The organism is Agromyces bauzanensis, assembly GCF_014645655.1.
Lineage (GTDB): Bacteria > Actinomycetota > Actinomycetes > Actinomycetales > Microbacteriaceae > Agromyces > Agromyces bauzanensis.
Genome location: NZ_BMMD01000028.1, coordinates 1 through 24,348 on the forward strand (window position 1 = coordinate 1; position 24,348 = coordinate 24,348).

At 70.4% G+C, this 24,348-nt stretch carries 26 protein-coding genes, 1 tRNA gene and 4 pseudogenes; 15 read left to right on the forward strand and 16 right to left on the reverse strand.

The window, feature by feature from the left end:
• Positions 1–199: hypothetical protein (locus tag IEX31_RS16845; protein ID WP_229662453.1), on the forward strand; the 199-nt coding region annotated here is incomplete at its 5' end.
• 200 nt (positions 200–399) lie between these two features.
• On the opposite strand, the gene IEX31_RS16850 is transcribed toward IEX31_RS16845, so the two are convergent.
• The 5 genes from IEX31_RS16850 to galU form a co-directional block, all read right to left on the reverse strand.
• Positions 400–1,056, reverse strand: a complete 657-nt coding sequence (locus IEX31_RS16850) for a hypothetical protein (protein ID WP_188744562.1) — start codon at positions 1,054–1,056, stop codon at positions 400–402.
• Between the two features lie 260 nt (positions 1,057–1,316).
• Positions 1,317–1,392: transfer RNA gene (locus tag IEX31_RS16855), tRNA-Ala, on the reverse strand.
• 53 nt (positions 1,393–1,445) lie between these two features.
• The gene (locus tag IEX31_RS16860; RefSeq protein ID WP_188744563.1) at positions 1,446–2,543 is read right to left on the reverse strand and encodes a hypothetical protein; all 1,098 of its coding nucleotides are present in this window, start codon (positions 2,541–2,543) and stop codon (positions 1,446–1,448) included.
• A gap of 52 nt (positions 2,544–2,595) precedes the next feature.
• Positions 2,596–3,243: a GNAT family N-acetyltransferase gene (locus IEX31_RS16865; protein ID WP_229662457.1), complete on the reverse strand. Its 648-nt coding sequence runs from the start codon at positions 3,241–3,243 to the stop codon at positions 2,596–2,598.
• Between the two features lie 16 nt (positions 3,244–3,259).
• Entirely contained in the window at positions 3,260–4,159 is a 900-nt protein-coding gene (gene galU / locus IEX31_RS16870) for a UTP--glucose-1-phosphate uridylyltransferase GalU (RefSeq protein WP_188744565.1), read from the reverse strand.
• 75 nt (positions 4,160–4,234) lie between these two features.
• On the opposite strand from galU, the gene IEX31_RS16875 reads away from it, so the two are divergent.
• Positions 4,235–4,813 carry a 5-formyltetrahydrofolate cyclo-ligase gene (locus IEX31_RS16875; RefSeq protein WP_188744566.1) on the forward strand — a complete coding sequence of 193 codons (579 nt, stop codon included), beginning with the start codon at positions 4,235–4,237 and terminating at the stop codon, positions 4,811–4,813.
• Between the two features lie 28 nt (positions 4,814–4,841).
• Positions 4,842–4,982 (forward strand): annotated as a pseudogene (locus tag IEX31_RS19475) (FmdB family zinc ribbon protein); the annotation flags it as partial.
• 14 nt (positions 4,983–4,996) lie between these two features.
• Here IEX31_RS19475 and IEX31_RS19480 read toward each other — a convergent pair.
• Positions 4,997–5,188, reverse strand: coding sequence for a hypothetical protein (locus IEX31_RS19480; protein ID WP_308423558.1), 192 nt, complete (start codon positions 5,186–5,188; stop codon positions 4,997–4,999).
• Positions 5,189–5,204: 16 nt separating this feature from the next.
• Positions 5,205–5,708 (reverse strand): annotated as a pseudogene (locus IEX31_RS16885) (transposase); the annotation flags it as partial.
• Between the two features lie 62 nt (positions 5,709–5,770).
• Here IEX31_RS16885 and IEX31_RS16890 point away from each other — a divergent pair.
• Positions 5,771–6,085: pseudogene (locus IEX31_RS16890) on the forward strand (IS481 family transposase); the annotation flags it as partial.
• A 143-nt stretch (positions 6,086–6,228) separates the two neighbouring features.
• On the opposite strand, the gene IEX31_RS16895 reads toward IEX31_RS16890, so the two are convergent.
• Genes IEX31_RS16895 through IEX31_RS16905 form a run of 3 tightly spaced genes read right to left on the reverse strand, consistent with a single transcriptional unit; the run spans position 6,229 to position 10,743 of the window.
• The gene (locus IEX31_RS16895) at positions 6,229–8,223 is read right to left on the reverse strand and encodes a glycosyl hydrolase (RefSeq protein WP_188744568.1); all 1,995 of its coding nucleotides are present in this window, start codon (positions 8,221–8,223) and stop codon (positions 6,229–6,231) included.
• A gap of 1 nt (position 8,224) precedes the next feature.
• A complete protein-coding gene (locus IEX31_RS16900) occupies positions 8,225–8,971 on the reverse strand; it encodes an efflux RND transporter periplasmic adaptor subunit (RefSeq protein ID WP_188744569.1) in 747 nt (248 codons plus the stop codon).
• The gene (locus IEX31_RS16905) at positions 8,968–10,743 is read right to left on the reverse strand and encodes a glycosyltransferase family 2 protein (RefSeq protein ID WP_229662454.1); all 1,776 of its coding nucleotides are present in this window, start codon (positions 10,741–10,743) and stop codon (positions 8,968–8,970) included. Before IEX31_RS16905 ends, IEX31_RS16900 begins: the two co-directional genes overlap by 4 nt.
• 419 nt (positions 10,744–11,162) lie before the next feature.
• Here IEX31_RS16905 and IEX31_RS16910 point away from each other — a divergent pair, with 419 nt between their 5' ends.
• Positions 11,163–11,390: a helix-turn-helix domain-containing protein gene (locus tag IEX31_RS16910; RefSeq protein WP_188744570.1), complete on the forward strand. Its 228-nt coding sequence runs from the start codon at positions 11,163–11,165 to the stop codon at positions 11,388–11,390.
• A gap of 357 nt (positions 11,391–11,747) precedes the next feature.
• Here the strand turns inward: IEX31_RS16910 and IEX31_RS16915 are convergent, their stop codons facing one another.
• Positions 11,748–12,479 carry an SDR family NAD(P)-dependent oxidoreductase gene (locus tag IEX31_RS16915; protein WP_229662455.1) on the reverse strand — a complete coding sequence of 244 codons (732 nt, stop codon included), beginning with the start codon at positions 12,477–12,479 and terminating at the stop codon, positions 11,748–11,750.
• On the reverse strand, positions 12,476–12,691 hold the full coding sequence (locus IEX31_RS16920; protein ID WP_188744571.1) for a tautomerase family protein: 216 nt from the start codon (positions 12,689–12,691) through the stop codon (positions 12,476–12,478). Before IEX31_RS16920 ends, IEX31_RS16915 begins: the two co-directional genes overlap by 4 nt.
• A gap of 87 nt (positions 12,692–12,778) precedes the next feature.
• On the opposite strand from IEX31_RS16920, the gene IEX31_RS16925 reads away from it, so the two are divergent.
• Both IEX31_RS16925 and IEX31_RS16930 read left to right on the forward strand, forming a co-directional pair.
• The gene (locus IEX31_RS16925) at positions 12,779–13,366 is read left to right on the forward strand and encodes a TetR/AcrR family transcriptional regulator (protein WP_188744572.1); all 588 of its coding nucleotides are present in this window, start codon (positions 12,779–12,781) and stop codon (positions 13,364–13,366) included.
• 69 nt (positions 13,367–13,435) lie between these two features.
• Positions 13,436–13,618, forward strand: a pseudogene (locus tag IEX31_RS16930) (DUF4260 family protein); the annotation flags it as partial.
• Here the strand turns inward: IEX31_RS16930 and IEX31_RS16935 are convergent.
• Together IEX31_RS16935 and IEX31_RS16940 are read right to left on the reverse strand one after the other, a co-directional pair.
• Positions 13,615–13,812, reverse strand: coding sequence for a hypothetical protein (locus tag IEX31_RS16935; RefSeq protein ID WP_188744573.1), 198 nt, complete (start codon positions 13,810–13,812; stop codon positions 13,615–13,617). The pseudogene IEX31_RS16930 and the gene IEX31_RS16935 overlap by 4 nt on opposite strands.
• Positions 13,809–17,579: an AAA family ATPase gene (locus IEX31_RS16940; protein WP_373285543.1), complete on the reverse strand. Its 3,771-nt coding sequence runs from the start codon at positions 17,577–17,579 to the stop codon at positions 13,809–13,811. The genes IEX31_RS16935 and IEX31_RS16940 overlap by 4 nt, the downstream gene beginning before the upstream one ends.
• Before the next feature lie 191 nt (positions 17,580–17,770).
• On the opposite strand from IEX31_RS16940, the gene IEX31_RS16945 reads away from it, so the two are divergent.
• Entirely contained in the window at positions 17,771–18,079 is a 309-nt protein-coding gene (locus IEX31_RS16945) for a rhodanese-like domain-containing protein (RefSeq protein ID WP_188744574.1), read from the forward strand.
• The gene (locus tag IEX31_RS16950) at positions 18,076–18,372 is read left to right on the forward strand and encodes a metal-sensitive transcriptional regulator (RefSeq protein ID WP_188744575.1); all 297 of its coding nucleotides are present in this window, start codon (positions 18,076–18,078) and stop codon (positions 18,370–18,372) included. The genes IEX31_RS16945 and IEX31_RS16950 overlap by 4 nt, the downstream gene beginning before the upstream one ends.
• A gap of 84 nt (positions 18,373–18,456) precedes the next feature.
• On the opposite strand, the gene ald is transcribed toward IEX31_RS16950, so the two are convergent.
• Positions 18,457–19,557: an alanine dehydrogenase gene (gene ald, locus IEX31_RS16955; RefSeq protein WP_188744576.1), complete on the reverse strand. Its 1,101-nt coding sequence runs from the start codon at positions 19,555–19,557 to the stop codon at positions 18,457–18,459.
• A gap of 130 nt (positions 19,558–19,687) precedes the next feature.
• Between ald and IEX31_RS16960 the strand changes: the two genes are divergently transcribed.
• From IEX31_RS16960 to IEX31_RS16980, 5 genes are all read left to right on the forward strand, one after another.
• Positions 19,688–20,260, forward strand: coding sequence for an Lrp/AsnC family transcriptional regulator (locus tag IEX31_RS16960; protein WP_229662456.1), 573 nt, complete (start codon positions 19,688–19,690; stop codon positions 20,258–20,260).
• A 62-nt stretch (positions 20,261–20,322) separates the two neighbouring features.
• A complete protein-coding gene (locus tag IEX31_RS16965) occupies positions 20,323–21,369 on the forward strand; it encodes an ATP-dependent DNA ligase (protein ID WP_188744577.1) in 1,047 nt (348 codons plus the stop codon).
• Positions 21,370–21,506: 137 nt separating this feature from the next.
• Positions 21,507–21,671, forward strand: coding sequence for a hypothetical protein (locus tag IEX31_RS16970; RefSeq protein WP_188744578.1), 165 nt, complete (start codon positions 21,507–21,509; stop codon positions 21,669–21,671).
• Entirely contained in the window at positions 21,668–21,937 is a 270-nt protein-coding gene (locus tag IEX31_RS16975) for a hypothetical protein (RefSeq protein ID WP_188744579.1), read from the forward strand. The genes IEX31_RS16970 and IEX31_RS16975 overlap by 4 nt, the downstream gene beginning before the upstream one ends.
• A gap of 269 nt (positions 21,938–22,206) precedes the next feature.
• The gene (locus IEX31_RS16980) at positions 22,207–22,530 is read left to right on the forward strand and encodes a DUF7882 family protein (RefSeq protein ID WP_188744580.1); all 324 of its coding nucleotides are present in this window, start codon (positions 22,207–22,209) and stop codon (positions 22,528–22,530) included.
• A 16-nt stretch (positions 22,531–22,546) separates the two neighbouring features.
• Here IEX31_RS16980 and IEX31_RS16985 read toward each other — a convergent pair whose 3' ends face one another.
• The gene (locus tag IEX31_RS16985) at positions 22,547–22,960 is read right to left on the reverse strand and encodes a MerR family transcriptional regulator (RefSeq protein WP_188744581.1); all 414 of its coding nucleotides are present in this window, start codon (positions 22,958–22,960) and stop codon (positions 22,547–22,549) included.
• A 53-nt stretch (positions 22,961–23,013) separates the two neighbouring features.
• Between IEX31_RS16985 and IEX31_RS16990 the strand changes: the two genes are divergently transcribed.
• Positions 23,014–24,204 carry an MFS transporter gene (locus tag IEX31_RS16990; protein WP_188744582.1) on the forward strand — a complete coding sequence of 397 codons (1,191 nt, stop codon included), beginning with the start codon at positions 23,014–23,016 and terminating at the stop codon, positions 24,202–24,204.
• Positions 24,205–24,348 lie beyond the last annotated feature (144 nt).

A 24,348-nucleotide genomic window follows, 5' to 3' on the forward strand; every position in this document is an offset into this window, starting at 1 on the left:
GTTCCCGCTCCCATTGGAAATCAAGCAGCACACCGGGCGGATGATCCTGCTGTGGCAGGTCCGCGGCGCCCGGATCCGCGACCCGAAACCGAGCTGGCTGCAAAAACACCGCGAGTACGAGGCTGAGCACTACCCGGGACTCGACACCGCCCGCATTCGCCCTGGCAGTCCCGACGCCGCCGGCCTGTCAACGATGTGATGCCATCGAGTGTCAACGAACTCGCGAGAGCGGTCGTCAGCAAAGTGACGGCATCGGTTGTAAACGAAGTGATGAGAGAGGTTGTAAACGAACACGGAGGATTCGACATACCGGATCGTTACACAGGTGCTACCAGAAGCGTCGTCTTAACACGGCCGACCAGGATTATGCCGACCCCCGCCCCCACGGCCACAGCGATCTCACACCGACATCGGCATAATCCCCAGGTCGGCATAATCGCTGAGCAACTCCTGCAGCACCCCGTAGGCGTCGATCGCCGCCCCGACGGTCGCGATCGCGTCTTGCCCGTTCTCCGGGCTCGGGAACACCGCAGTGCCGACATCGAACCCGGTCGAATCATCCACGAGCTGATACACCGTCACCTTCGTGCGCTCGGAGTCCGTGAGCTTGTACTCGAACGCGTCGAGCTGCCACATCGCCATTGCTGCCGCTCGCTGGAACCGGATAAACGACGACCGGGGACGCTTCCGAGGGTTCGCGTCAACGACCCCGGTGTTACCCGCGGCACCCGCGGGGATCCTCGCAATCGTGGATACCGACGGAATTGAACCCGGGAACTCGGCCTCGTCGACACCGGCATGCCAGATCGATTTCGGTCCGGCATCCCAACCCTTGCCCTTGAGGCGACGACGGATACCGAGCACGACCTTGGTGGTGTCGTCCGTGAACACGCGTGCGGGCTGTTCCGGGGCGCGCGAGCGCGGGTTCAGCGCGGCGTTGCCCTCAGAATGGTGTCGGTCGCGGATCTTGTAGAACGAGGGACGGTTGACACCAAGGGACCGGCGAAACTCGGACACACTCGGTGCGTCGAGAGCGGCGGGATCGAACGCGATCATCTGACGGCGAACAGACGGGGGAAGAGATCTTGACATCCCACGGTTCTTCGGCCACCGAGATCGAGGGACTGTTTCCTGCTATTCGAACTCGACCCCGACGACGCGCCCCGCATCGACGCCACCTACGCCAAGCCGTTCGACCGGCTCCTCGATCCGCGCGCCCACGCGCAGGCGCTGGAGCTACAGTGTTTCCAGCGGGAGGTCAGAGAACGACGCATCCCCCGACATCTTGAGTGTCAGGGGATGAAACATCGACCAAATGGTGGACCCAGGGGGATTCGAACCCCCGACCTTCTCATTGCGAACGAGACGCGCTACCAACTGCGCCATGGGCCCGAGCGACAATGAGCTTATCATCCCTCGGACGGGGATCCGGACCACCCTGCGCGTCAGCCGACCTGTCGGCGGCGGCGCAGCACCGCGTCGAGGTCGTCGAACGCAGGTCGCGCGTCGTCGACGATGCCCATGCGCGCGTAGGGGCTGGCCGGGTCGACACTCCGGCGCTCGCTTGCGCCTGCGAGCGCACCCCTGGCGGCGCCCGGCGCGGCCTGCTCGGCTGACGCCTGGGCACGCCGTGCCGCAGGAGTCGCCGGCGCCCCCGCCGCCGGGATCGAGGGTAGCGGCGGTGCAAGCTCGTCGGCGCGACGTGCGACCTCGGCGTCGACCGCCGCGCGCTTCAGCTCCGCCGCTTCCTCCATCGATGCCATGGCCATCGCCGCGATGGTGCCGCGCGACAGGTGCAATGGTTTCGGCAGCGGCTGCGGCATCCAACCCTGGTCCTCGTGCTGCGGCTCGGACAGGTCGATCGGCTCGAACGGCTCGGCGTCGGGCTTCGCGATCGGCGCCGTCACCCGCGGCACCCGCACCCTCGCGAGACGCACCAGCCCGGCGAACGCCACGACCATGCCGGCCGCACCGCCGCCGCCGGCGATGGCAATGGCGAGCGAAGCCCCGAAGAGGCCGGCGACGAGCCCGCCGACCACCGTCAGGAGCGATGCGAGCAGCAGCAGCGAGAAGCGGCCACGGCGGCGGCGCAGCGCTCGGCGCGCCCTCGCGGCATCCGCCCTCGCGACATCCGCCGCCATCGATGCAGCCGGGGCATCCGCCCACGGCGCCGTCACCGCATTGGGCTCGGTGACGGGAGCGCGAACGGATGCCGCGATCTCACGTGCGGCCTCGGCCGCCTCCTCGGCGACCCGGCGTTCGGCGATGGCGAGCTGCTCGGCCGCCTCGGCCGCGAGGCGAACCGCCTGCTCGTGCTCGTGCAGGATGCGCTGCTGCGTCGAGACCTCGCGGGCGGTGGCCTCGACGCGCACCGGTTCAGGGGTCTCGGAGGTCTCGGCGAGGATGCGGAGCGTCTGCTGGAGCCGCACGGCGTTGCGCTCCGTCGCGAGGTACTGGCGCCGCCGCAGCCAGCTCGGCAGGAGGTACGCGATCCAGAGCGCCGCGGCGGCCGCCACGAGCACTCCCCCGCCGATCACGTCCATGCGACCACGCTAGGTCACACCGGGCCCGCGGCCCCGCTGCGCGCGCGCGTGTTCAGCGATCGGCGAGCCGCAGCGGGGACGCGGCGGCCGCTCGGTCCTCGGCGGTCACCCGCGCGGCGTCCCCCGGGACGCGACCCTCCCGCCAACGGCGAAGCACCCCGCGCGGCACCTCCTCGGCGACGAGGGCGAACGCGAAGTGATCGCGCCAGTCGCCGTTGATGTGGATGAACCGGCGCCGGAGTCCCTCGTACCGGAAGCCGAGCTTCTCGACGACGCGCAGCGACGGGTGGTTCTCGGGCCGGATGCAGATCTCCATGCGGTGCAGGCGCAACGACGAGAAGCAGTAGTCGGTGGCGAGCGCGACCGCCGTCGGCGTGATGCCCCGGCCGGCGACCGACTGCGCCACCCAGTAGCCGATGGTCGCCGAGGAGAGCGAGCCGAACGTGATCGACGAGACGTTCAGCTGGCCGACGAGCTCGCCGTCGACTTCGATGACGAACGGCAGCGCGTGACCGCTGCGCGCGTGCGCGAGCAGGTTGCGGATGCTCGCGCGTGCGTCGATGACCGTCCCGCCGCCCGGGTACGTGGCCTCCCACTGGCGCAGCCACCCCCGGTTGTCGAGGAGCACGCGCTCGAGGGCCTTCGCGTCGCGCGCACGGATCGGCCGGAGCGTGACGTCCCCGTCACGCAACGTGGGGATCGTCGCGGGCGCCAACTCAGGTCCGGTCGAGTCCGGCGACGTACTGCACGAGCCAGGGCTTCAGCTCGGGGCCGAGGTCCTCGCGGCCCGCTGCCAGCTGGATCACGGCCTTGATGTAGTCGAGCTTGTCGCCCGTGTCGTAGCGGCGGCCGCGGAAGACCACCCCGTACACGCCGCCCGTGCCCTCGACGTCGTGCGCCATCTCCATGAGCGCGTCGGTGAGCTGGATCTCGCCGCCTTTGCCCGGTTCGGTGCGCGCGAGGATGTCGAACACCTCCGGCTTCAGCACGTAGCGGCCGATGACCGCGTAGTTCGACGGGGCGACATCCTTCGACGGCTTCTCGACGAGCCCCGTGATGCGCACCACGTCGGGATCGTCGGTCGGCTCGATGGCGGCGGCACCGTAGAGGTGGATCTGGTCGGGATCCACCTCGAGGAGCGCGACGATCGACGCGTCACGCCGAACCTGCTCCTCGAGCATTCGCGTGAGGAGCACGTCACGTTCGTCGATGATGTCGTCGCCGAGGAGCACCGCGAACGGCTCGTCGTTGACGTGCATCCGCGCCCGCAGCACCGCATGCCCGAGGCCGCGCGGGTCGCCCTGGCGCACGTAGTGCATGTCGGCCATGTCGGTGGACTCGGTGACCTTCTCGAGCTTCGCGGTGTCGCCCTTCGCCTCGAGCGTGGCCTCGAGCTCGGCGACCCGGTCGAAGTGGTTCTCGAGCGCGTTCTTGTTGCGCCCTGTGATCATGAGGACATCGGTCAGGCCCGCGCGAACGGCTTCCTCCACGACGTACTGGATGGCCGGCTTGTCGACGACGGGGAGCATCTCCTTCGGCATCGCCTTGGTCGCCGGGAGGAACCTGGTGCCGAGACCCGCGGCGGGGATGACGGCCTTGGTGATCCGATGAGTCATGCGTCTCAGCGTATCCGGATGTCCCGACCGGGCGCAGTGCCGCTCCGTTCGACGGACCGTCCTAGGATGTGTCCCATGCCCGACGATCCGGATGTCCAGAAGCGCATCCTCCGCGCCGAGCTGCGAGAGCGACGGCAGGTCATGCCGCCGCACGAGCGCGAGCTGGCCGCCGAGGGCTTCACCTCCCGGCTGCAGGAGCTCGTCGGCTCCACGGGCGCCGAGTCGCTGTCGTGCTATCTCTCGATGCCGACCGAGCCGAACACCCGGCCGTTCGTGGACTGGGCGGAGGCCAGGGGCATCCGAGTGCTGTTCCCGGTGACTCGCGAGGACGGCCTGCTCGACTGGACGGTCGGCGAGGACCAGACCGAGGAGCTGGGGCTGCTCGGCACCAGTCATCCGGGCGGCGAACTGCTCGGGCCGATGGCGATCAACGATGTCGACCTGATCGTCGTGCCGGCCGCCGCCGTCGACGCCACGGGCATGCGGCTCGGCTGGGGACGCGGCTATTTCGACAAGACCCTCGGTTCGATGGGAAAATGTCCTCCGGTGTACGCCGTCGTCTTCGACAGCGAATTCGTCGAGCGGGTTCCGCGCGAGGTGCACGACCAGCCCGTGAACGGGCTCGTGACGCCCACGCGGATCATCGCGTTCTGACGGCGCACCGTCGATCCGGAAGAGTCAGATGCCCACCTATTCGTACCGCTGCACCGAATGCGACAACGCGTTCGACATCCACCAGGCCTTCACCGACGACGCACTCACGGTGTGCGAGGTGTGCGGAGGACGGCTTCGAAAGCTGTTCAACACGATCGGCGTGACGTTCAACGGGTCGGGTTTCTATCGCACCGATTCGCGCAGCGGCGGCGGTTCGGCGTCGGATGCCTCGTCGGGCTCGTCCTCGGCCGGCTCGTCCTCATCCTCGTCGAGCTCATCCTCGTCGAGCTCATCGTCGGGCAGCTCGGCGTCGGGCGGCTCGGCGTCGGGCGCGTCCGGGTCGACGAACGTCGCGTAGGCATACCGACGGAACACTAGTAGATCGTCGCAGCTAAGTGTTTGGGTATAGGTGACGGAGCTTGATGCGGGCGTCGCTGGTGCTGAATTGCCAGTCGACTTGTCGTTGGTCGTCGTTGGTCGCGGTCTGCCAGTCGGCGAGTTCGACGTTGAGGAGGTCGAGGTCGTCGATGCGACGGTCCAGGCATTGCCGGGTCAGTCGGGACAGCTCGATCTCGGCGATGTTGAGCCAGGAGCCGTGTTTGGGCGTGTAGTGGATCTCGAGGCGTTCGGCCAGCGCCCGGGCCTTGGCGGGGTCGAATGCTTCATAGAGCGACCTGAGGGTGTGGGTGTTGAGGTTGTCCATCACGAGCACGACGCGCCCGGCGTCGGGGTAGTCAATGCTGAGCAGCTGGTCGATCTCGTGCGCCCAGTCGACACGGGTTCGCAGCCGACGGGCGACAACACAGCGGCGGCCCGCGAGGGGTTCTGTCCAGACGAAGGTCGAGCGGGTCCCATGGCGGATGTACTCCGAGTCCTGCTTCAGGTCGTGCCCGGGACGGGCAGGGAGCGGGTCGACGGCCCGGAATTGGGCGTCTCGGTTCCGGGACGAGGGGCCGGCAGTGCCGAATCAACCGGCTCAGCCGCATCGACCGGGTCACCGGGGAACCGACCCGCCGGTACGAGCACGACCATCCCGGCTCGATGATCCACGTCGGCGTCACCAAGTTCGGCAACATCCCCGATGGCAGCGGGCACCGGTTCGTGGGTCGTCAGCAAGGCGCGAAGAACAAGCTCAGCACGCCGGGCTTGCCCCGCGGGAAGGACCACAAGCCGCGCACCGGTACCGCGTTCGGGCGCACCGTCATCGACGACTACTCCCGCGTCTCGTACGTCGAGATCTGCAACGACGAACGAGCCGATACCGCGATCGGGTGCTGCGTCGCGCCCCGACCGGCGCAGCGACCTCGGCCCGTTCACCGAGCAGGTGGAGCCGCGCGCCGGCCGCCACGCGTGCAACACCCCTCAGGCGCTCTCGCACCTCGCGCTCGGGCGGGTTCCCCGGCGATCCGGCAGCGTCACTCCTTCGTGACCGCCGCGAACCACGCGAGCAGGTAGGCCCTCGAGTTCGCGTCGTCGATGGTGGAATCGGGAAGCGTCGCCGCGACCTCGGCGGCAGCCGAGGCATCCGCTCGCCCTGCGAGGGCGCGGTACATGAGCAGGTAGTCGCCGAACTGCACGTCGAAGCCGTTCGGCGTCGCCTCCCCGACTGCCGAGCGGATGCGATCGGCGTCTCCGCCCATCGTGAGCGACACCGGGCCCATCGGGATGAGCTGGATGCCGAGCATCGCATTCGGCTCGGCGCTGAACCACGTCGCATAGTCGCGCTTGCCGCCCCAGTTGATCGACGTGATCTCGTGTGCGAACCCGTCGAACCCCGAGAGGTCGGGCTCGAGCCAGCGCGCGCGTGCGGCGTGCGACTCGGCCGAGAGCATCCAAGCGGCTTCGGCGGCGAGCTCGTCGCTGCCGCGCACGGCCGACCAGATCGCGACGGCGTTCCACGCCATCGCCGCCTCGGAGCTCGACTCCTGGTTGTTGCCGTCGGCGAACGGCGCGAATCCCGACGCCCACGAGTGCCCGGTGTAGGGGTCGAACAGGCGGCGTTCGGGGAAGAGGTCGTCGGCGAGCGGTGACGCGATGTCCGCGACGACGGCGTCGACGACGGGCGCGATCTCATCGGCGAGCGACGGGTCGAGCATCGCCGCGACGGCGGCGGCGTGGATGAGGTAGCCGTAGTGGAAGTGGTGGTCGTTGAACTCCTCCGAGCCGAACGACGTCGTGAGCCCGACCACACCCCGCAGCACTGGGTCGTACACGAAGCAGCGGTGATCGCGTTCCTCGCAGCCCTTCGGGTCGGTCCACAGCCGCAACTCGTCGACGAGGCGCCGCCCGGCGCCCGCCGCGACGTCGTGGGACCCCACCGCTCGCGCCACGAGGGCGAGGTTCGCGAGCCGGTACATCCACTTGCCGCCGAAGTACGTGTCGGCGGGGGGCGGGGGTGTCGCCGCGAGGTCGGCGGCCGCCGCCGCGGCGATCCGCTGACGGGTCGTGTCGTCGATGCCGTCGAGGTCGAGGGCGGCGGATGCCTCGACCCGCGGCACCTCCCACTCGAGCACCCCACCCGCACAGACGGCCGCGGGGCCGTACACCGTGTCGAAGGACCCGAGCTCGCACGAGGTCGACATCGTGACACCCGCCGGCGCGACGACCGCCGTGCCGCCGTAGTCGAGTCGTGTCGTCACCGAGTCGCCGTCGGCGGCGTGTACGACGTCGACGCGCTCGCCGGGCACCCCGACCGCGTCTGCGAAGGTCGTGACCTCCGTGCCCTCGGGTGTCGCGAACCACTGCGCCGTTTCGCCCACCGCAAGGTGGACCGTTCGTCCATCGCCCCCGATCGCTCCCGCGGGTGCGATGAGCCCGTACTCGGTGCCGGCGACCTCGGCGTGCCACGCCGCATCCGCACCTCCACCGGATTCCGTGAACACCTCGGCGGAACGGAGCGCCACCGTCGCCGTCGCCGTGAACGTCACATCGGGCCGGCCCTCTGCGATCGAGACGGTGCCGACCTCGGCGCCGGCGCCGTCGAACAGTGTGATCGTCACCGACACGGCGTCGTAGCCGCTCACGATGGCATCGACGGCGGCCGCGTCGACCGTGACGGCGGCGTTCATTCCGCCGAAGATCGTGGTCGCAGTCGCGTCGACGCGGGCGAGCCCGAACGCGAATCCCGCGTCGGTGAGGGCGAAGCCGAGCGGGAACGGGAACACCGGCTGCGGCGCGTCGCCGAACACGAGACCCGAGAACCACCGGTTCGTGGGGGGCACGAGTCCATCGGCGAGACGCATGGGCGTTGGCGGGGCGACCTCGCGTTCGGGCAGCGCCGCGATGGCCGGGCGGGTCGCCGCGGCGTCGGGGGCGTCACCCGGCGAGCTGGCGAGGCATCCGCTCAGCACGACCGCCAGCCCGGCCGCGATCGCCGCGGCGACCGTCGCGCGCCGGATGCGCGTGCGCACGTCAGAGCCCGATCTTCCGGATGAAGTCCGACAGCATGTCGACGGCCCCGGCGAACGGGCCGTCGTCGCGTAAGGTCAGCGTCGCGACGACGGGCGTGCCGTCGGCGATCAGGTGGCTGGACTCGCCGTCGACGAGCTCGTCGCTCACCACCCGGAGCGTGGACTTCGCCTCGCCCAGCACGGTCTCCACGTCGACCGACTCGACGTGCCCGCGTAGGATGCGCTGATTCGGAAGCAGCAGCTCGACCGGTGCCGCATCCTCGATGCGCCCGTAATCGCGTGCACTGAGCAGGAACTCCGCTTCGACGAAGAGCGAATCCGACCGCTCGACGACGGCCACCACTCCGCCCGCCTGCGCGAATCCGCCCTGCGCCACCGCGACGTCGCTCACGATGCCGTTCACGGTCGCGGTCAGCGTCATCGTGCCGTCGTCGTCGACCCCTGCCGCGGTCGCGGCGGTCGCGACCGTGCTCGCCGTGACGATGCCCGCCGCGAGGTCGCGCTGCAATTGAAGGCTCCGCACCGCCACGATCGGGTCGCCACGTCGCACCTCATCGCCCTCGTCGACGTACTGCTCGACGACGAACCCGCCGTAGTCGGTGCCGACAGGGTAGCTCTGGGCCACGATCGTCGCGCTCGAGCTCGTCGCGTGCGACTGCCGTTGGGCGAAGACGAACGTGAACACCGCCACGATCGCGAACACCACGACGAGGCCGCCGAGGAGACGGAGCCGATTCGCCCACGTCATGGGCGGGCTCCGATGGGACGGGCGACGACCGTGATCGGCTCGGACGGCGGCGCAGGAGCATCCGTGGTCGCGATCTCAGGCGCCGGATGACGCAGGCGTCGCGCCTCGCGCCACGCGGTCGCGACGAACGCGCCAAGGATCGCGGTGTTCGTCGCGTTCCACGCCGTCGCCAACGTGAACACTCCGTTGTCGACGTCGCGCCAGACACCGACCAACGACGTCGCGGCGAGGAAGACGAAGAACAGCACCTGCGGCACGATGAAGTTGAAGGGCGACCGATGCGAGCCCGAGCCCGTCACGTGCCACCCCTCGTCCTTGCCCGAGATCACGTTCGCGAGCGCCTTCGTGTAGATCGGGAACGAGACGGTCGCGAGCGTGAGGGTCTCCCACCGGAACGAGCCGAGCGTGTACCAGGCGAGCAGGATCTGCATCACGTAGAACCCGCTGTAGTACAGCGCCCAGGTGAGCACGGTGATCGTGAGGTTCATCGGCCGCAAGTCGAAGTAGATCTCGAGCGGCGGCACGAGGAGGAGCAGGAGCGGGCAGATGCCCGTCAGGTAGAACGAGGCCGTCACGAGGTATTGCAGCCGCTGGTCCATCGTGAGCCGGCGACGAGGGCTGAGCGGATTGTGGGTCAGCAGGATCTCGAAGCCGCCCGTCGCCCAGCGCAGCTGCTGCTTGCTGTACGCCTCGACCGTCTCGGGGGCGTCGCCGACTGCCAGCACCTCGGGGATGAAGATACTGCGCCAGCCCCGCTCGTGCAGGTGCAGCGAGGTCCACACGTCCTCGGACTTCGAATCCGTGCTGATGCCGCCCACCTCGTCGATCGCCGAACGACGGAACACCACGTTGGTGCCCACGCAGAAGGCGGCGTTGAAGCGGTTCCGCCCGGGCTGGATGAACCGGTAGAACACAGCCTGCATGTAGGCGGCGCCACGCGCGATCGTCGTGTGCAGGTTGCCGTACGCCTGCGGCGTCTGCACGAAGGCGACGCGCTCGTCGGTGAAGAACGGGATGGTCTCGACCAGGAACCGCGCATCCGGCACGAAGTCGGCGTCGAAGATCGCGAAGAACTCGCCCTTCGCGAGCGAGAGCGCGTGGTTCACGTTTCCCGCCTTCGCGCCGTTGCTACTGAGGCGTCGAACGTAGGCGGCACCCGCAGCCGCCGCGATGTCGCGCACCTCGTCGGAACGCCCGTCGTCGAGTACCCACGTGCGGTGCTTGCCGACAAGGGCGACCGCCGCTCGCAGGGTCTGCCGGATTTTCGCGGGATCCTCGCCGTACACCGTGATGAAGACGTCGACCGTCACCTTCGCGCCGTGGAGGTACATCGGCCACTCCCGGGCCGGCAGGCTCTCCGTGCCGACACGATAACCCGGTGCCGACCCCGGCAGGTCGAACAGCAGGTTCTGCGCCTTGTGCATCTGGAAGTCGCGCGGATCCTGCCCGCCCGAGAGGATCGTCCACATTGCGAGCAGCGCATGGAAGACGAGAATGGTCTCGGCGATGATCACCATCGTGTACGGCAGCGCGTCGCCGCGGTTCGCCGGGTTCAGGAGGAAGGCGCCGTACGCGAGGATGCCGATCGTCGAGACGAGTACGAGGAGGATCATCACGGGGGATTGCTCGCCGCCGGCCGTGCGGCGCGTGCGGGCGCCCGATTCGTCGAGCGGATGCCCGGTGCCCGCCGGACGCGCCATCAGCCGGGCGGCGGACGATGGGGTTTCAGTCGAGGGGTTGGTAGGTGAGAGCGGGGCGACGCGTCGGCCCATGGGCGGCTCCGTGTGCTCGTTCGCATCTCGTCGACGCGGCCGGATCCAGCGATTCGGGGCACGACGACGGCGTCGCGACGGCTCGAGACACGACCGTCGTGGGCAGGTAGGGCCGCCAGTGCTACGTCAATGATGCGGGCAGGATATGTCGGTCGCGTGACAGCCGGATGAACCTTCGGTTCCTCCGATCTGGGAGGCGACTGCGTATTCGGTGGACGCCGGCGTCGAAACGGCCAGAGCCACCTTCCGAAGAAGAGGGAATCGTGAACGATGTCTCGACACATCCCGGAAGGATGTCCCGACACATGACATCGGTCGGACTGACAGTGTGTGGTTTCAGGACATCAACGACGGATGTGTCGAGACATCCACGACATTGGTGATGTGTCAGGACATCGACGACAGGTCGACGATGATGCATGGCGATTCGGAATCAGAATCGGGTCATCGTCCTCTCGATCGTCAACGGCGGGCTGAGCGTGACCGAGGCAGCGGCACGCATCGGGGTCGGGCGGCAATGGGTGCATGTGCTCCTCGCCCGCTACCGGGAGCACGGCGAGGCCGGGCTCGAACCCCACTCGCGTCGACCGCGATCGTCACCGGCCATGACCGACGAGAAGACCCGCGCCGGTTCTTCACCTGCGTGACACCCTCGTCAACAGCAGCCTGGATGCCGGTGCCCAGTCGATTCACGCCCGGCTCGAACGCGAGCGCGCCGACCGCGTTGTCGCCGCCGCCGCCCGATCCGGGGTGCTGCATGCGGAGCCGTGAACTCGCCCGCCTCGCCGGGGTCATGGTGCGGACGCTGCGGCCCCACCACCAGATCGGCTGCTCCGCATCCGCCGAGGTCACCGACCGCATCTTCGGGGCCATCGGACCCGGCGCGAGCGGCGAACGCTTCACGACGCTCTCCGTCGAGCCCTCGATGACGACGCCGCGGGAGCCATCCCGTGGCGGTCGTCCCCGATCCACGGGCCCGGACGAGACGATCCGCTCGCTCCGGGTCATCGCGATGGCGCGACGGCGCTTGCGCCGCCGTCGACGACGAGGCTCGCGCCGTGCAGGTAGTCGGCTTCGGCGAGGTAGGCGATCGCGTCCGCGACTTCCTCGGGGCGCAGCGGCCGTCCGGCCGGCGTCGCAGCGGTGAGCGCTTCGAGCACCGGTAGGAATGCGTCCGTGCCGGGGGTGTGCGTCGGCCCGGCGGCGACGGCATTGACGCGCACCCCGCTGGGGCCGAACTCGGCCGCCCAGGCACGGGTGAGTGACTCCAGCCCGGCCTTGGACGCGCCGTACGCGGCCGAGGTGGCGGTGCCGACCCGCGCAGCGACGGTCGAGACGTTGACGACGCTGCCGCCGCCGCGCTCGATCATTCGCGGGATGAGTGCCTGGCCGAGGAAGAACGGTGCGCGAAGGTTGGCACCGGAGAGCGCTTCGAACAGGGTCGCATCAGTCATCGAGGTCGGGACGAAGCGGTAGTAGCCGGCGTTGTTGACGAGGATGTCGACGTCGTCGAGTCCGGCGAGCACGGCAAACCCCTCCGGGTCCGCGAGGTCCGCGATAACGGCGCTCGCGGACCCGCCGGCGCTGACGATCCCGGCGACGACGGCCTCCGCCTTCGCCGGGTCGCGGCCGGTGATGATGACCCGGGCGCCGCGGGCGGCCAGCGTCTCCGCCGCCGCCCGCCCGATGCCGGAGGTCGACCCGGTGACGAGGGCAGTTCGCCCGTGGATGGTCAACCCCGGGCCGCCCGCTCGAGCGTGATGTCGATCGGGGTGCCGCCGAGGCCGTAGCCGTCGCGGTTCGTCTCGTCGATGACGACGTAGACGTAGGGGCGGACGCGCTCGGTGCGCTCGGCCTCGACGATGGCGTCGGTGACCCGGGCGATGAGCTCGGCCTTCCGTTCGGCGTCGAGCGAGTCGGCGGGGACATGAATGGTGGCGTACGGCATGGTGATTCCTTCCTCGTTCTATGGCGATCGCCATAATATGGCGTTCACTATAGAATGTTTCGGAGCGCACCGCAAGGAGGAGCCAGGATGCCGAGGACCACCAGCGCCCGCCACGACGCGATCGCGACCGCTGCCGATCTGTTTCGCCGCCAGGGCTATGCGGCGACCGGACTCGAGCAGATCCTCGCCGTCAGTGGCGCGCCGAAGGGCTCGTTCTACCACTACTTCCCAGACGGCAAGGAGCAACTTGCGGTCCAGTCGCTCACCTTCAGCGGCGAGCGGGTACTGCAGCGCATCGAGCATGCGGCCGCCATCACGCCGTCCGCCGGCGCGCTCGTGACCGCGATCGCCGCGGGGCAGGCGAGAGACCTCCGAGACTCCGGGTTCGCGCTCGGCTGCCCGGTCGCCACGCTGGCGCTCGAGCTCGCCGGCACCTCGGAGCCGATCGCCCAGGTCGCGAACGCCGCCTTCGCGAGCTGGGCGGCACCCCTCGCCGACCGCCTCATCGCGGAAGGCCGATCCGCCGTCGAGGCCGCCCGCCTCGCCCGCTGGGCCGTCGCCAACCTGGAGGGCGCCCTCGTTCTCGCTCGCGCCGCCCGGGACGCGACGATCGTGACCGATGCCGCGGCGATCACCGCCGCCGTGCTCGACGGACGGACCGACCTTGAAGGCTGAAGCCCGAATCCTTGCCGAGGGGGCCGTAGCGCGCCGCGCCGTGCCCGACGACGGAACTCGTACGCGGCTCCGGCGCTCCTTGGGCTGCTCGGGTTCCTCCTCACACAGCCTGTCCTCGGTCTCGTCGCGATCGCCTGGGAATTTCATATCGCCGCCGACCGCCGGCTCGGCTTCGGGCTGAAGCACACCGACCGCTTCCAACACACGCATCTCGGCGAGCTCGGCCGCAGCGGTCAGCAGCCCTCCGCCTAGGTCTGCTTCCAGTGCGGCGGCCGGTCGCGGGTGAGGCGGTCGTCGTCGGGGTTCGCGCGGCCCCGATTCGCCGGCGCCTCGTCGTCGGCGACCGGCGCCTCGGGCGACGGATCGGAACCCGGCGCGGGCGTGAGCTTCGCGCGCCGCGCGCGGCCGGGGGCGCGTTCGACGCGCTGGCGCGGTTCCTCGGTCATCGACCCGCGGCCGCGGCATCCGCCGATCGCTGCGTCTCGGGTTTGCCCAGCAGTGCAGCGACCCGCGCGGCGACCGCCTCGGGGTTGCCGAACAGCTCGAAGCTGTGCACGCGCAGGTAGTGCCAGCCGAGCCGGCGCAGCACGTCGGGCCGGAGGCGAAGCGATTCGCGCAGGCTGAGCCCCGTGAACGCCTCGTCGGTCTCGACGACGACGGCCTTGCCCGCGTGGGCGGCGGCCAGCGCGAGCCGGCCGCGATGGCCGACGCTGACCCGGATGCCCCGGCGCTCGAGCCGCGCCGCGAGATCGTCGAGCATCGACTCGCCGGTCGGGCGCGCGTCCTCCTCGGCGGCGCGCTCCTCGGTCTGCGAGAGGATCGCCGCCAAGGCGAGCACGCCGTGCGACTGCCGCTCCTCGTCGATGTCCTCCGGGCGGAACGCCGACACGAGGTCCATCGACCGACGGGCGCGGGTCATGGCGACCGCGAGCAGCCGATCGCCGCCGGGCTCGCCCAGCGCGCCGAAGTTCGAGAGGAGCCGCCCATGCGGCGTGCGGCCGTAGCCGACCGAGAATATGACCCGGTCACGGCTCTGCGCGACCGCCTGCTCGAGCGTGAGCACCGTGAACGGCTCCGCGCGGTCCTTGAGGATGAAGTCGGAGAGGTCGGTGCGCTTGGCGAACGCCGCAAGCACCGCCTGGTGCACTCGTGCGGCGTGCCGCGCACTCGCCGTGATGACCATGAGCGACTCGCGGGGGCGCTTGACCGCGTGCTCCATGACGAGCTCGACGACCTTCGCGACCTCGGAGTCGATCGACTCGACGGTGCCCGTCACGGCGTCGGGCAGCCCGTTGCCGCGCACGTAGTGCAGCCCAAGGCTGCCGTGCCCGAGGAAGCTGCCCGCCCAGGGCAGGGACTGGATGCGACCCGCGTAGAACCGGCGGTTCACGAGCTCGGCGAGGTCCTCGCCCCCAGCGCGGTAGCTTCGCGTGAGGGTGAGCGTCGGCAGCAGCTCCCCGAGTCGCGCGAGCGCGGAGTCGGCGTGCAGCGCGTCGACCCCGTGGTCGGTCACGCTCGCCGGCGGCGCATCGGTGTCGTCGATGCCGGTCTCGAACAGCGTGGGCGTCTGCGTGACGGGGTCGCCGAACGCGACGACCTGGCGGGCACGCCGGATGGCGCCGAGGTTCTCGGCGATGGTCGTCGAGCCCGCGTCGACGAGGACCACCGCGTCGAACACGATACCGTCGTCGATCTCGGGCACCTCGTACGGCGACGCGAGCCACACCGGCGCGAGGGCGCGGAAGAGTTGCGGTGTGTCCTGGTGCAGGGCCGCCGGGCGCACTCGGTCGCCCCGCAGCATCCGCTTCAGGCGCTCCGCCTCGCCGGGATGATCGACCAGCCCGACCTTCCAATTCTCCGCGAGATGCCACGCGAGCTGGGGACCGGCCGCCGAGGCGTGCGCCTCATCGACGAGCCGGAAGTCGGACTCGAGCCGGTCGAGCACGGTCGTGTTGGCCCCGAGCAGCGCCTTGTCGCTCGCGAGCATGAGCTCGAGCACCGACTGCCACCACGCCAGCTCGAGCTCGTCGGCGACGGCCCGCTCGGGCACGTGGCGCTTCGCGAGGTCGACGAGGAGCGGGTCGAGACCCAGGTCGCGCAGCCGGGAGAGCACCGCGCTGCGCTCCTGGAGGTTCATGAGCACCTCGGACTCGGCGGCGAGTCCCGCGAGGGTGGCCTCCAGCTCGCGCACCGGGCGCGCGGCCAGCTGGCGCGGCGTCGCCACCACGCCGAGGGGCGCGTCGAGCGCGTCGAGGTCGGTGGCGACCGTGCGGTACGCGACGTACACGTCGTCGATGCCGACGGGCACGCCGGGGATGGCGCCGGCCTCCGAGTACCGCTGCCACAGCGTGCGCTGCTGCTGGATGCCTCGGAGCGCGGCGTTGAGGTCGGTGACGTGCACGCCCGGCCGCACGTACTCGAGGGCGAGCCGGCGCAGCCGACGGCGGTTGGAGCCCGACATGCCGGGCGAGTCCCGCCGGGCGCTGGTCGCGGCGATGAGCTCGCCCAACGGGCGGTCGTACACCGACGGCACGAAGCGGTCGAGCGTCTCGCGCACGTCGAGGAGCAGCCGCAGGAACACGCCGAGCTCGGCGACGGACTCGAACGGCCGCAGTCGCGTCTGGGCGATGAGGGCGCGGCCGCGCTCGAGGAGCCGGGGCAGCTCGGCGCCGCTCAAGCGCTTGGCGAGCTCGTGCGCGTGGATCGCCTCGTCGGAGGAGGTGAACGAGGCGCCGTACCAGGGCGAGTCGCCGGGCCCGTAGCGGAACTCGCCCAGTTCGGCCGCCCTCGCGAGGTCGCGGGCGACGAGGTCGCGGCCCTCGGCGAGCGCGACGAGCGGCCCGCGGTCGAGACGCGCCGTGGTCGAGGGGGCGTCGCGCTTCAGCGCGAGCCGCGCGAGCTCGCCCAGGGCGTCGAGCACCGACACCCGGAGCTCGGGGTCGCGTCGCGTGAGCGCCGAGCGGTAGTCGAGCAGCACCTTGCGGAGCCGCACGAGGGCGTCGTCGACGTCGGCGACACGCGGCCGTTCGGCCTTCTCGTTACGCGAGATGGCCTGGATGAGGTCTCGGCGCAGCGTTGCCGTCGTCACGGCGGAGCCACCGAGGCCGACCTGCCCGAGCCGGTGGGCGATGCCGTCGAGGCTCGCCCGACGGGCGCCGACCACGAGCACGCGCTTGTCCTTCGCGACGAGCGCGCCGATGGCGTTGACGATCGTCTGCGTGCCGCCCGTGCCGGGGAGGGTCTTGACGACGAGCGAGGATCCGGACTCGATCTGGGCGATCACCCGCTCCTGCTCGGGATCGGCGTCGAGCAGGAGCGTGTCGGTCGACGGCGGTCGCTCGTCCTGCGGCACCGGCCGGACGGGTTCGTGCTGCTCGGCCAGCGCGGCCCGCGCGGCCGGATTGCCGGCGATCGCGTCGATGACGGGATGGTCGAGGCGCGCGACATCCGCCGCCATCGCCGGCCCGACCTCGGCGAAGGAGGAGACCACGAGCCGTGGCGCCACGTGGAACCACGGCAGGTGCGAGGTGAGCCCACGCAGCCGGTCGATGACCGGCTGCGGCTTGAACACGCCGTTCGTGATGGCGAGCGCGACGAACGCCTCGGCGTCGAGTGTGATGCGGAACTGCTCGCGGAGCTCGCGGGCGAGCGCGGGATTGAGGAACGGCTGGCCCTTGAGCTTCAGTTCGAAGTCCCGGCCGTACCGGCGGATCGCGAGGGGCCGGAGCAGCACGGGGGCCAGGTACTCCTCGCCGGCGTTGCGCCACGACGCGAGGCCGATGGCCAGGTGCACCGATTCGATGCCGCGCACCGAACGCAGCTCGATGCCCTTCTGCGTGATCTCGGCGGCGGCGAGCCGGGCGTTGCGCAGCGCGAGCTCGTCCCGGATGAGGCTCGAGAGCAGGGTCGACTTGCCGGTGATGAACTGGGGCAGACCACCCGGATGCGTCGTGGAGAGCTCGATGCGGGTGCGCGACGTGTCGTCGAACCGCACGAGCGGAGAGCGCCCGCCGACCGCGGCGAGCTCGCCCTGCCAGCGCCGCCACGTGGGCTCCGCGACGTTGCCGGCGACGAGTTCGGGATCGCCGAGGCTCAGGCCTTCGGGGCTCGTGATGTCGGTGCGCATGGGCTTCGGGGTGAGTCGTTCGGCCGCGGCATCCGTCTCGGAACGGAGGATGCCCCCCTCGTCATGATCCCGATCGAGCCGCCACACACCGACACCATACGTTGATTCGCTCGGATTCCCGGGAGCATCGCCGCATCGACCGGGAGCATCGCCGCATCGACCGGCGGTTTGATACCCCAAGGGTATCTTGATACCCTTGGGGTATGCGTCAGCATATCGCAACGCTCCCGCACGTACAATCGATCACCGGCCACCGTCCGATCCAGGAGGCACCCGCGATGCAGTCCATCTCCCCCGCCGACGCCCACGCCATCGGCGACGCCTACATCATCGACGTCCGCGAGCACGACGAGGTCGCGCAGGCGAGCGTCCCAGGCACGCACCACATCCCGCTCGGCACGCTTCCCGCACGCCTCGGCGATGTGCCCCGCGACCACATCGTCTATGTCATGTGCCACGCCGGAGGCCGCAGTGCGCGCGCCACGCAGTACCTCGAGTCCGAGGGCATCGACGCCGTGAACATCGACGGCGGCATCACCCGCTGGTACGGCGACGGCCTGCCCGTCACCCTCGGGGGCGCAGCATGACCACCATCGAGTCCCCCACCACGCCGACCGATGACGCGGAGCGGCGCATCCTCAACCGGCTGAAGCGCGCACGCGGCCAGCTCAACGCGGTCATCGACGCCGTCGAGGCGGGCGGCGACTGCCGCACCGTCGTGACGCAGCTGTCCGCCGTCTCGAGCGCACTCGACAAGGCCGGCTTCGCGATCATCTCCAACGCCATGCGCGAGTGCCTCGCCGAGCCGACCGGCGCTGCCGACGACCCCAATCGCATGACCGTCGAGGAGCTCGAGAAGCTCTTCCTCACGCTCTCCTGAGCGAACGGCGCCCGATACCGAGCACCGCCGACGGACCAGGTCCCCTGCGGGAGACCCTGGCCGTCGTCGTCGGAGCGGAGCGCGTCAGCGCGCCGCCTGCAGTTCCATGCCGTGCGCGCGGGCGACGCCGTCGTTGACGAGTCGGCCGGCCGTGACGTTCAGACCCAGCGCGAGCGCGGGATCGGCGGCGAGCGCCTGCTCCCAGCCGAGGTCGGCGATCTTGAGTGCGTACGGGAGGGTGGCGTTCGTGAGCGCGGGCGTCGACGTCGCCGGCACGGCGCCGGGCATGTTCGCCACGCAGTAGAAGATGGCGTCGTGCACGCGGAAGGTCGGCTCGGCATGCGTCGTGGACCGCGAGCCCTCGAAGCAGCCGCCCTGGTCGATCGCGATGTCGACGAGCACCGCGCCCGGCTTCATCGTGGAGACCATCTCGTCGGTCACGACCTTCGGGGCGGCCGCCCCCGGCACGAGCACGGCACCGATCACGAGGTCGGCGTCGCGCAGCTGGCGGGCGATCTCATAGGGCGATGACGCGAGCGTCTTGATGCGGTGGTCGTAGCGTGCGTCGATCTCACGCAGCTTCGGCAACGAGATGTCCATGACCGTCACGTCGGCACCGAGGCCCATCGCGGTCGCAGCGGCCTGCTCCCCGGCGACGCCGCCGCCGATGACGACGACCTTCGCGGGGCTCGTGCCGGGCACGCCGGCGAGGAGCACGCCGCGGCCGCCCTTCGACGCGTGCAGCTCGGCGGCGCCGACCTGGGGCGCGAGCCGGCCGGCGACCTCGCTCATGGGGGTGAGCAGTGGCAGCGACCGATCGGGCAGTTGAACGGTCTCGTACGCGATGGCCGTCGCGCCCGAGTCGAGGAGCGCCCGCGTGAGCGGCAGGTCAGCCGCGAGATGCAGGTACGTGAAGAGCGTGAGGTCCTCGCGGAGGAAGCCGTACTCGCTCGCGATGGGTTCCTTGACCTTCATGACGAGCTCGGCCGACCACGCCTCGGCGGCGGTCTCGACGATGGTCGCGCCGGCCGCGGCGTACTCGGCGTCGAGGTAGCCGGCGCCCACACCGGCGCCCGCCTGGATCGCGACGTGGTGGCCGCGGTGGGCGAGTGCGTGCGCGCCCGCGGGCGTCATCGCGACGCGGAATTCGTTGTTCTTGCTCTCTGCAGGCACGCCGATGCGCATGGTGGACTCCGAATGCTGTGTGGATGTGTGATTCCATCGTCGCCGGTTGTTCGCCGAACGCAAAGAGCAACCGCACAGAATTCGGTAGACTGCCGGAGTTCGTTGCATCCATTCGAGAGGGAGGCCCGCCATGGGCGATCTGCCGCAGATCAGCGAGGCCGCGGGCGGCCGGACACCCGGCGGTGCACCCGACGGCGGGAGCTCCGCCGGGGCATCCGGAGTGCCATCCGGACCGATGGCGCTCGACGCGATCGACCGGCAGATCATCGCGCTCCTGCACGAGAACGCCCGCATCCCGAACGTCGACCTCGCACGGGCCGTCGGCGTCTCCCCGTCGACGTGCCTCGCGCGCGTGCGATCGCTCCGCGAGCGCGGCGTCATCACGCGGTACACCGCCGAGATCAACCCGCTCGCGCTCGGGTTCACGCTGCAGGCGCTCGTGAGCGTGCGCATCCGCCCCGGCGCCCGCCACCTCATGGAGCAGATCTCCGACGAGCTGCGCACGCAGCCCGAGGTCGCCCAGCTCTTCTTCCTCGGCGGCTCCGAGGACTTCCTCATCCACGTGCGCGTGCGCGACAGCGAGCACGTACGCCAGTTCGTGCTGAAGAACCTCTCGGCCAACCCCGCCGTCGCGCTCACCGAGACCAACCTGGTGTTCGAGCACCACACCGCCCTGTCGGCGGGGCTGCGCACCGTGCTGTAGCGGACGGCACGCATCGAGCGGATGCCTCGCCGCATGCGGCATCCGGGGCCTATCGTGGTCGCATGGCGCCAGAGCCCACCGTCGCTCCCATGCTCGCCAAGGCCGTGCCCTCGGTGCCCGACCCCGACTCGGTGCCGGGCGGGCTCGTCTACGAACCGAAGTGGGACGGCTTCCGCGGCATCGTCGCGTTCGACGGCGAGCACGTCGAGATCGGCAGCCGCGGCGCGAAGCCGCTCACCCGCTACTTCCCCGAGCTCGTCGAGGCGTTCACGCGGCTCCTGCCGGAGCCGTGCGTGCTCGACGGCGAGATCGTCGTGAGCGCCGAGGCATCCGGTGGGGCGAAGCTCGACTGGGAGGCGCTCACGCAGCGCATCCACCCGGCGGCCAGTCGCGTGGAGCTGCTCGCGCGCGAGACGCCGGCGATGTTCGTGGCGTTCGACCTGCTCGAGCTCGGCGGCCGCTCGCTCGTCGACGAGCCGTTCTCGGTGCGACGCGCCGCACTCGAGACCCTCGTGGAGGGGCTCGGGCATCCGATCCACATCACCCGGATCACCGACGACGTCGACCTCGCCAGGCGCTGGTTCACCGAGTTCGAGGGCGCCGGACTCGACGGCGTCATGGCGAAGCCGCTGGCCGCGCCGTATTCGCCGGGCAAGCGCGTGATGCTGAAGGCCAAGCACCGCCGCACCGCCGACGTCGTCGCGATCGGATACCGGGTGCACACCTCGGGGAGCGGCGTCGGTTCGATCCTCCTCGGCCTCTACGACGAGGACGGGCAGCTGCGCAACGTCGGCGGCGTCTCGGCGTTCAGCGACGCGCGGCGACAGCAGCTCGTCGACGAGCTCGCGCCCCACGTCGAACGCGACGAGGCCGGCGCGGCACTCACCGGCGAGACCGACCGGAGCCGCTTCGCCTCGAGCAAGGATGTCTCGTTCGTGCGCCTGCGCCCCGAGCTCGTGATGGAGGTGCGGTACGACCAGCTCGAGGGCCTGCGCTTCCGGCACACCGTGCAGTTCGAGCGTTGGCGACCCGACCGGGAACCGCACTCGTGCACGTTCGCGCAGCTCGACCGGCCTGTCGCCTACGACCTCGCCGACGTGCTCGATTGAGACGGCGAGCATACCGGGCCGGGGTAGCACCCCGACCCGGGGCGGTCAATCCCCTGCCCCTCGACGGGGCGGCGACCTACGGTACGTGATGGGCCGATGTCGCTGTCGCGGTCGGCCGTGAGACGAGGAGCGCACCGATGACCGATCCGAACCCCACCGATCCGAGCGCGGCGGACGAACTCGATGACGCGGTCGACGCCGCCGAGCAGCACCAGCGGGCCGAGCACGAGGCCGACCCCGACGAGCACGTCGTGATCCGCGACCCGCAGACGGGCGAGACGACCGAGGAGCCGGCACAATGACCTCCCTCATCGAACCGGCGCACGACGACCGCCCTCGACACCGGCACGGGCTCCCGCCCGTCGGCCTCTGGTGGCCGATGCTCGAGCGCCCGCTCCAGCGCGAGGTGCTCGAGAACCTCGACGCTCCGCTGCGCGCCATGGTGGTGCGACGCATCTTCGAGCTCTGCGAGCTCGACGACTCGCCCGTGCCCCGCATGGGCGTGCGGCTCGGTCCGAACGAGCGCGCCTACATCGCCGGGTGGATGCACGCGGTCGACTGGGACTGACGGGCGGTCCGGCCGCGCGGCCGGTCGAGACGGCTGCCGGTCGATTCCGACGCCCGCCGGCAGGTGCTCGCGGTACTCAGGTACCGCGACGGATCCTGACGCCGACGGACGTATCGGATGCCCCGACCGCATGACGTCCAGGGTGATCTCGCCCGGATGCAACCGCCCGAAGTCAAGACCCTCCCGCAAATCCGTCCAGCCGGTGAAGATGACTCGACCCGGCCCGCTTCCCTGCGGAAACCCACCGGAGATCCAACGGGACGGACGGAATGGGAACACTGGTCTACGACCACGACCGCACTGCGGAATTCGACGATCGCACCCTCGCGCACCTGCAGGTGATCGTGGTGAACAAGCTCCGCCGGCAGGAGAGCTTCCCGTTCACGTGGAGCGACGACGTGCACACGGTCACGGTCTGGATCAGCCCGCAGACGCCCCTCGAGTTCGTCTACCACGGCAACCGGCGGCCGCGCCTGAACCGCACGTGGCTGGAGGAGCTCGCGCTCGCCGCGAGCTCGACGACGGGTCTCGTCGTGCTGCCGGAGCCGCCCGAGGCCGTCTCGGCGTACGAGGAGGACCTGACGGTCGGCTGATGCCCGCTCCACCGGGTCACGGTCGGTCGGCCGCGTGCGGCGCGAGCACGACGTGGGCGTCGCCGAGCACCTCGGCGTGCCGGCTGCGGGCGAGGAACTCGCGCACGGTGTCGCGGCTGCGCGTGAGGCATCCGATCTTGGCCTCGAGTACGGCGAGCTCCTCGGCGAGGCTCTCGGCGAGGTTTCGCGAGCACGTGCGCGCGAGCTCCTCCCCCTCGACGCCCTCCATGCCGAGCAGCAGCCGGATGACCCGCGTCGTCAACCCGGAGGAGATCAGGCCGCGGATCTGCTCGACGTCCGTGACGACCGCCTCGGGGTAGTCGCGGTAGCCGTTGGGCCGGCGCTCCGAGGCAAGGAGCCCCTGCTCCTCGTAGTACCGCAGCATCCGGGTCGGAACTCCGGTTCGTCGCGACAGCTCGCCGATTCGCATGCGCTCTCCCCGCACTTGACCTTCACATAGATGTCAGAGTTTAGCCTCGCGGTATGTCACAGACAACCGCCCTCCCCGCGGCCTCCGCGGCGACCCGCACCCCCTGGTTCACGCTCATCGTGCTGGCGTTCGCCGTGTTCGCCACCGTCACGGTCGAGATGATCCCAGCGGGGCTGCTCCCCGCGATGAGCGCCGAGTTCGACGTCTCCGCCGCGCAGATCGGGCTGCTCGTCTCGCTGTGGTCGGCCACCATCATCGTGTCGAGCCTGCCGGTGGTGCGCCTGGCCGCCCGCGTCGACCGCCGAATGCTCATCGTCGCCGCGCTGGCGGTGATGGCGATCGCCAACGTGGCCACCGCGCTCGCGCCGACCTTCGAGGTCGCGCTCGGCGTGCGCATCGTCGCCGCCGTGGCGCACGGCGCGTTCTGGTCCATCGTGATGGTGTATGCGACCTCGCTCGTCGACCCGCGTGTCTCGGGTCGGACGGTCGCCGTCGTGAGCGCCGGCGCCTCCGGGGCCACGGTCGTCGGCATCCCGTTCGGCACGCTCGTGGGGCAGGCGGCGGACTGGCGGCTCGTCTTCGGCGGCCTCGCCGCAGTTCTCGCCGCAGTCGCCATCGTGATCCAGCGCCGCCTCCCGCGTCGGCCCGCCGCGCGTCCGGCTCCCTCCCGCGAGCGCCGTCGCGATCGCTCGTTCCGCCCGGTGCTCGCCGCCGCGATCGCCTGCCTCCTCACCTCCGCGGCGAGCTTCACGCTGTTCACCTATATCGCGCCATACCTGACGGATGTCGCGGGCCTGCCCGCTTCGTGGATCAGCCCGCTCCTCTTCGGCTTCGGCGCCGCGGGCATCGCCGGCATCGTGATCGCGGCGCTCACGGCCGACCGCTGGCCCGTGGCGTCCCTCGTGCTGATGTCGGCACTGTTCGCCGTGGCGCTCGCCGCGCTGGGTGTGGCCGCGCAGAGCGCCACGGCGGTCATCGCCGGCATCCTCGCCTGGGGCCTCGCGATCGGGGGGCTGCCGGCGATGCTCCAATCGCGACTCCTGGGCGTCGCCTCGCCCGAGCTGCGAGCCACGGCGAGCGCCCTCATGGTCGTGTTCTTCAACGCGGGCATCGCGATCGGTGCGACGCTCGGCGGCGTGCTGGAGCAGGGCGTCGACCTGGTCGCGGCCGCGCTCGCAGCGGCCGGCCTCGCGGTGCTGGCCACGGGCGCGGTGGTGGCGTCGCGGCTCCTCGCGGGGCGGTGACTGCCGGCCGGCGTCACCCGTACAGGTTGAGCAGCACGATGAGTATTCGGACCTCTGAGCGCCGCGGGATATTCACTCTCAGCGCCGCTCGATATCCCCTTTCAGCGCCGTCCGGTATTGCCGGTGAGCGCCGCCCCTCCGCGG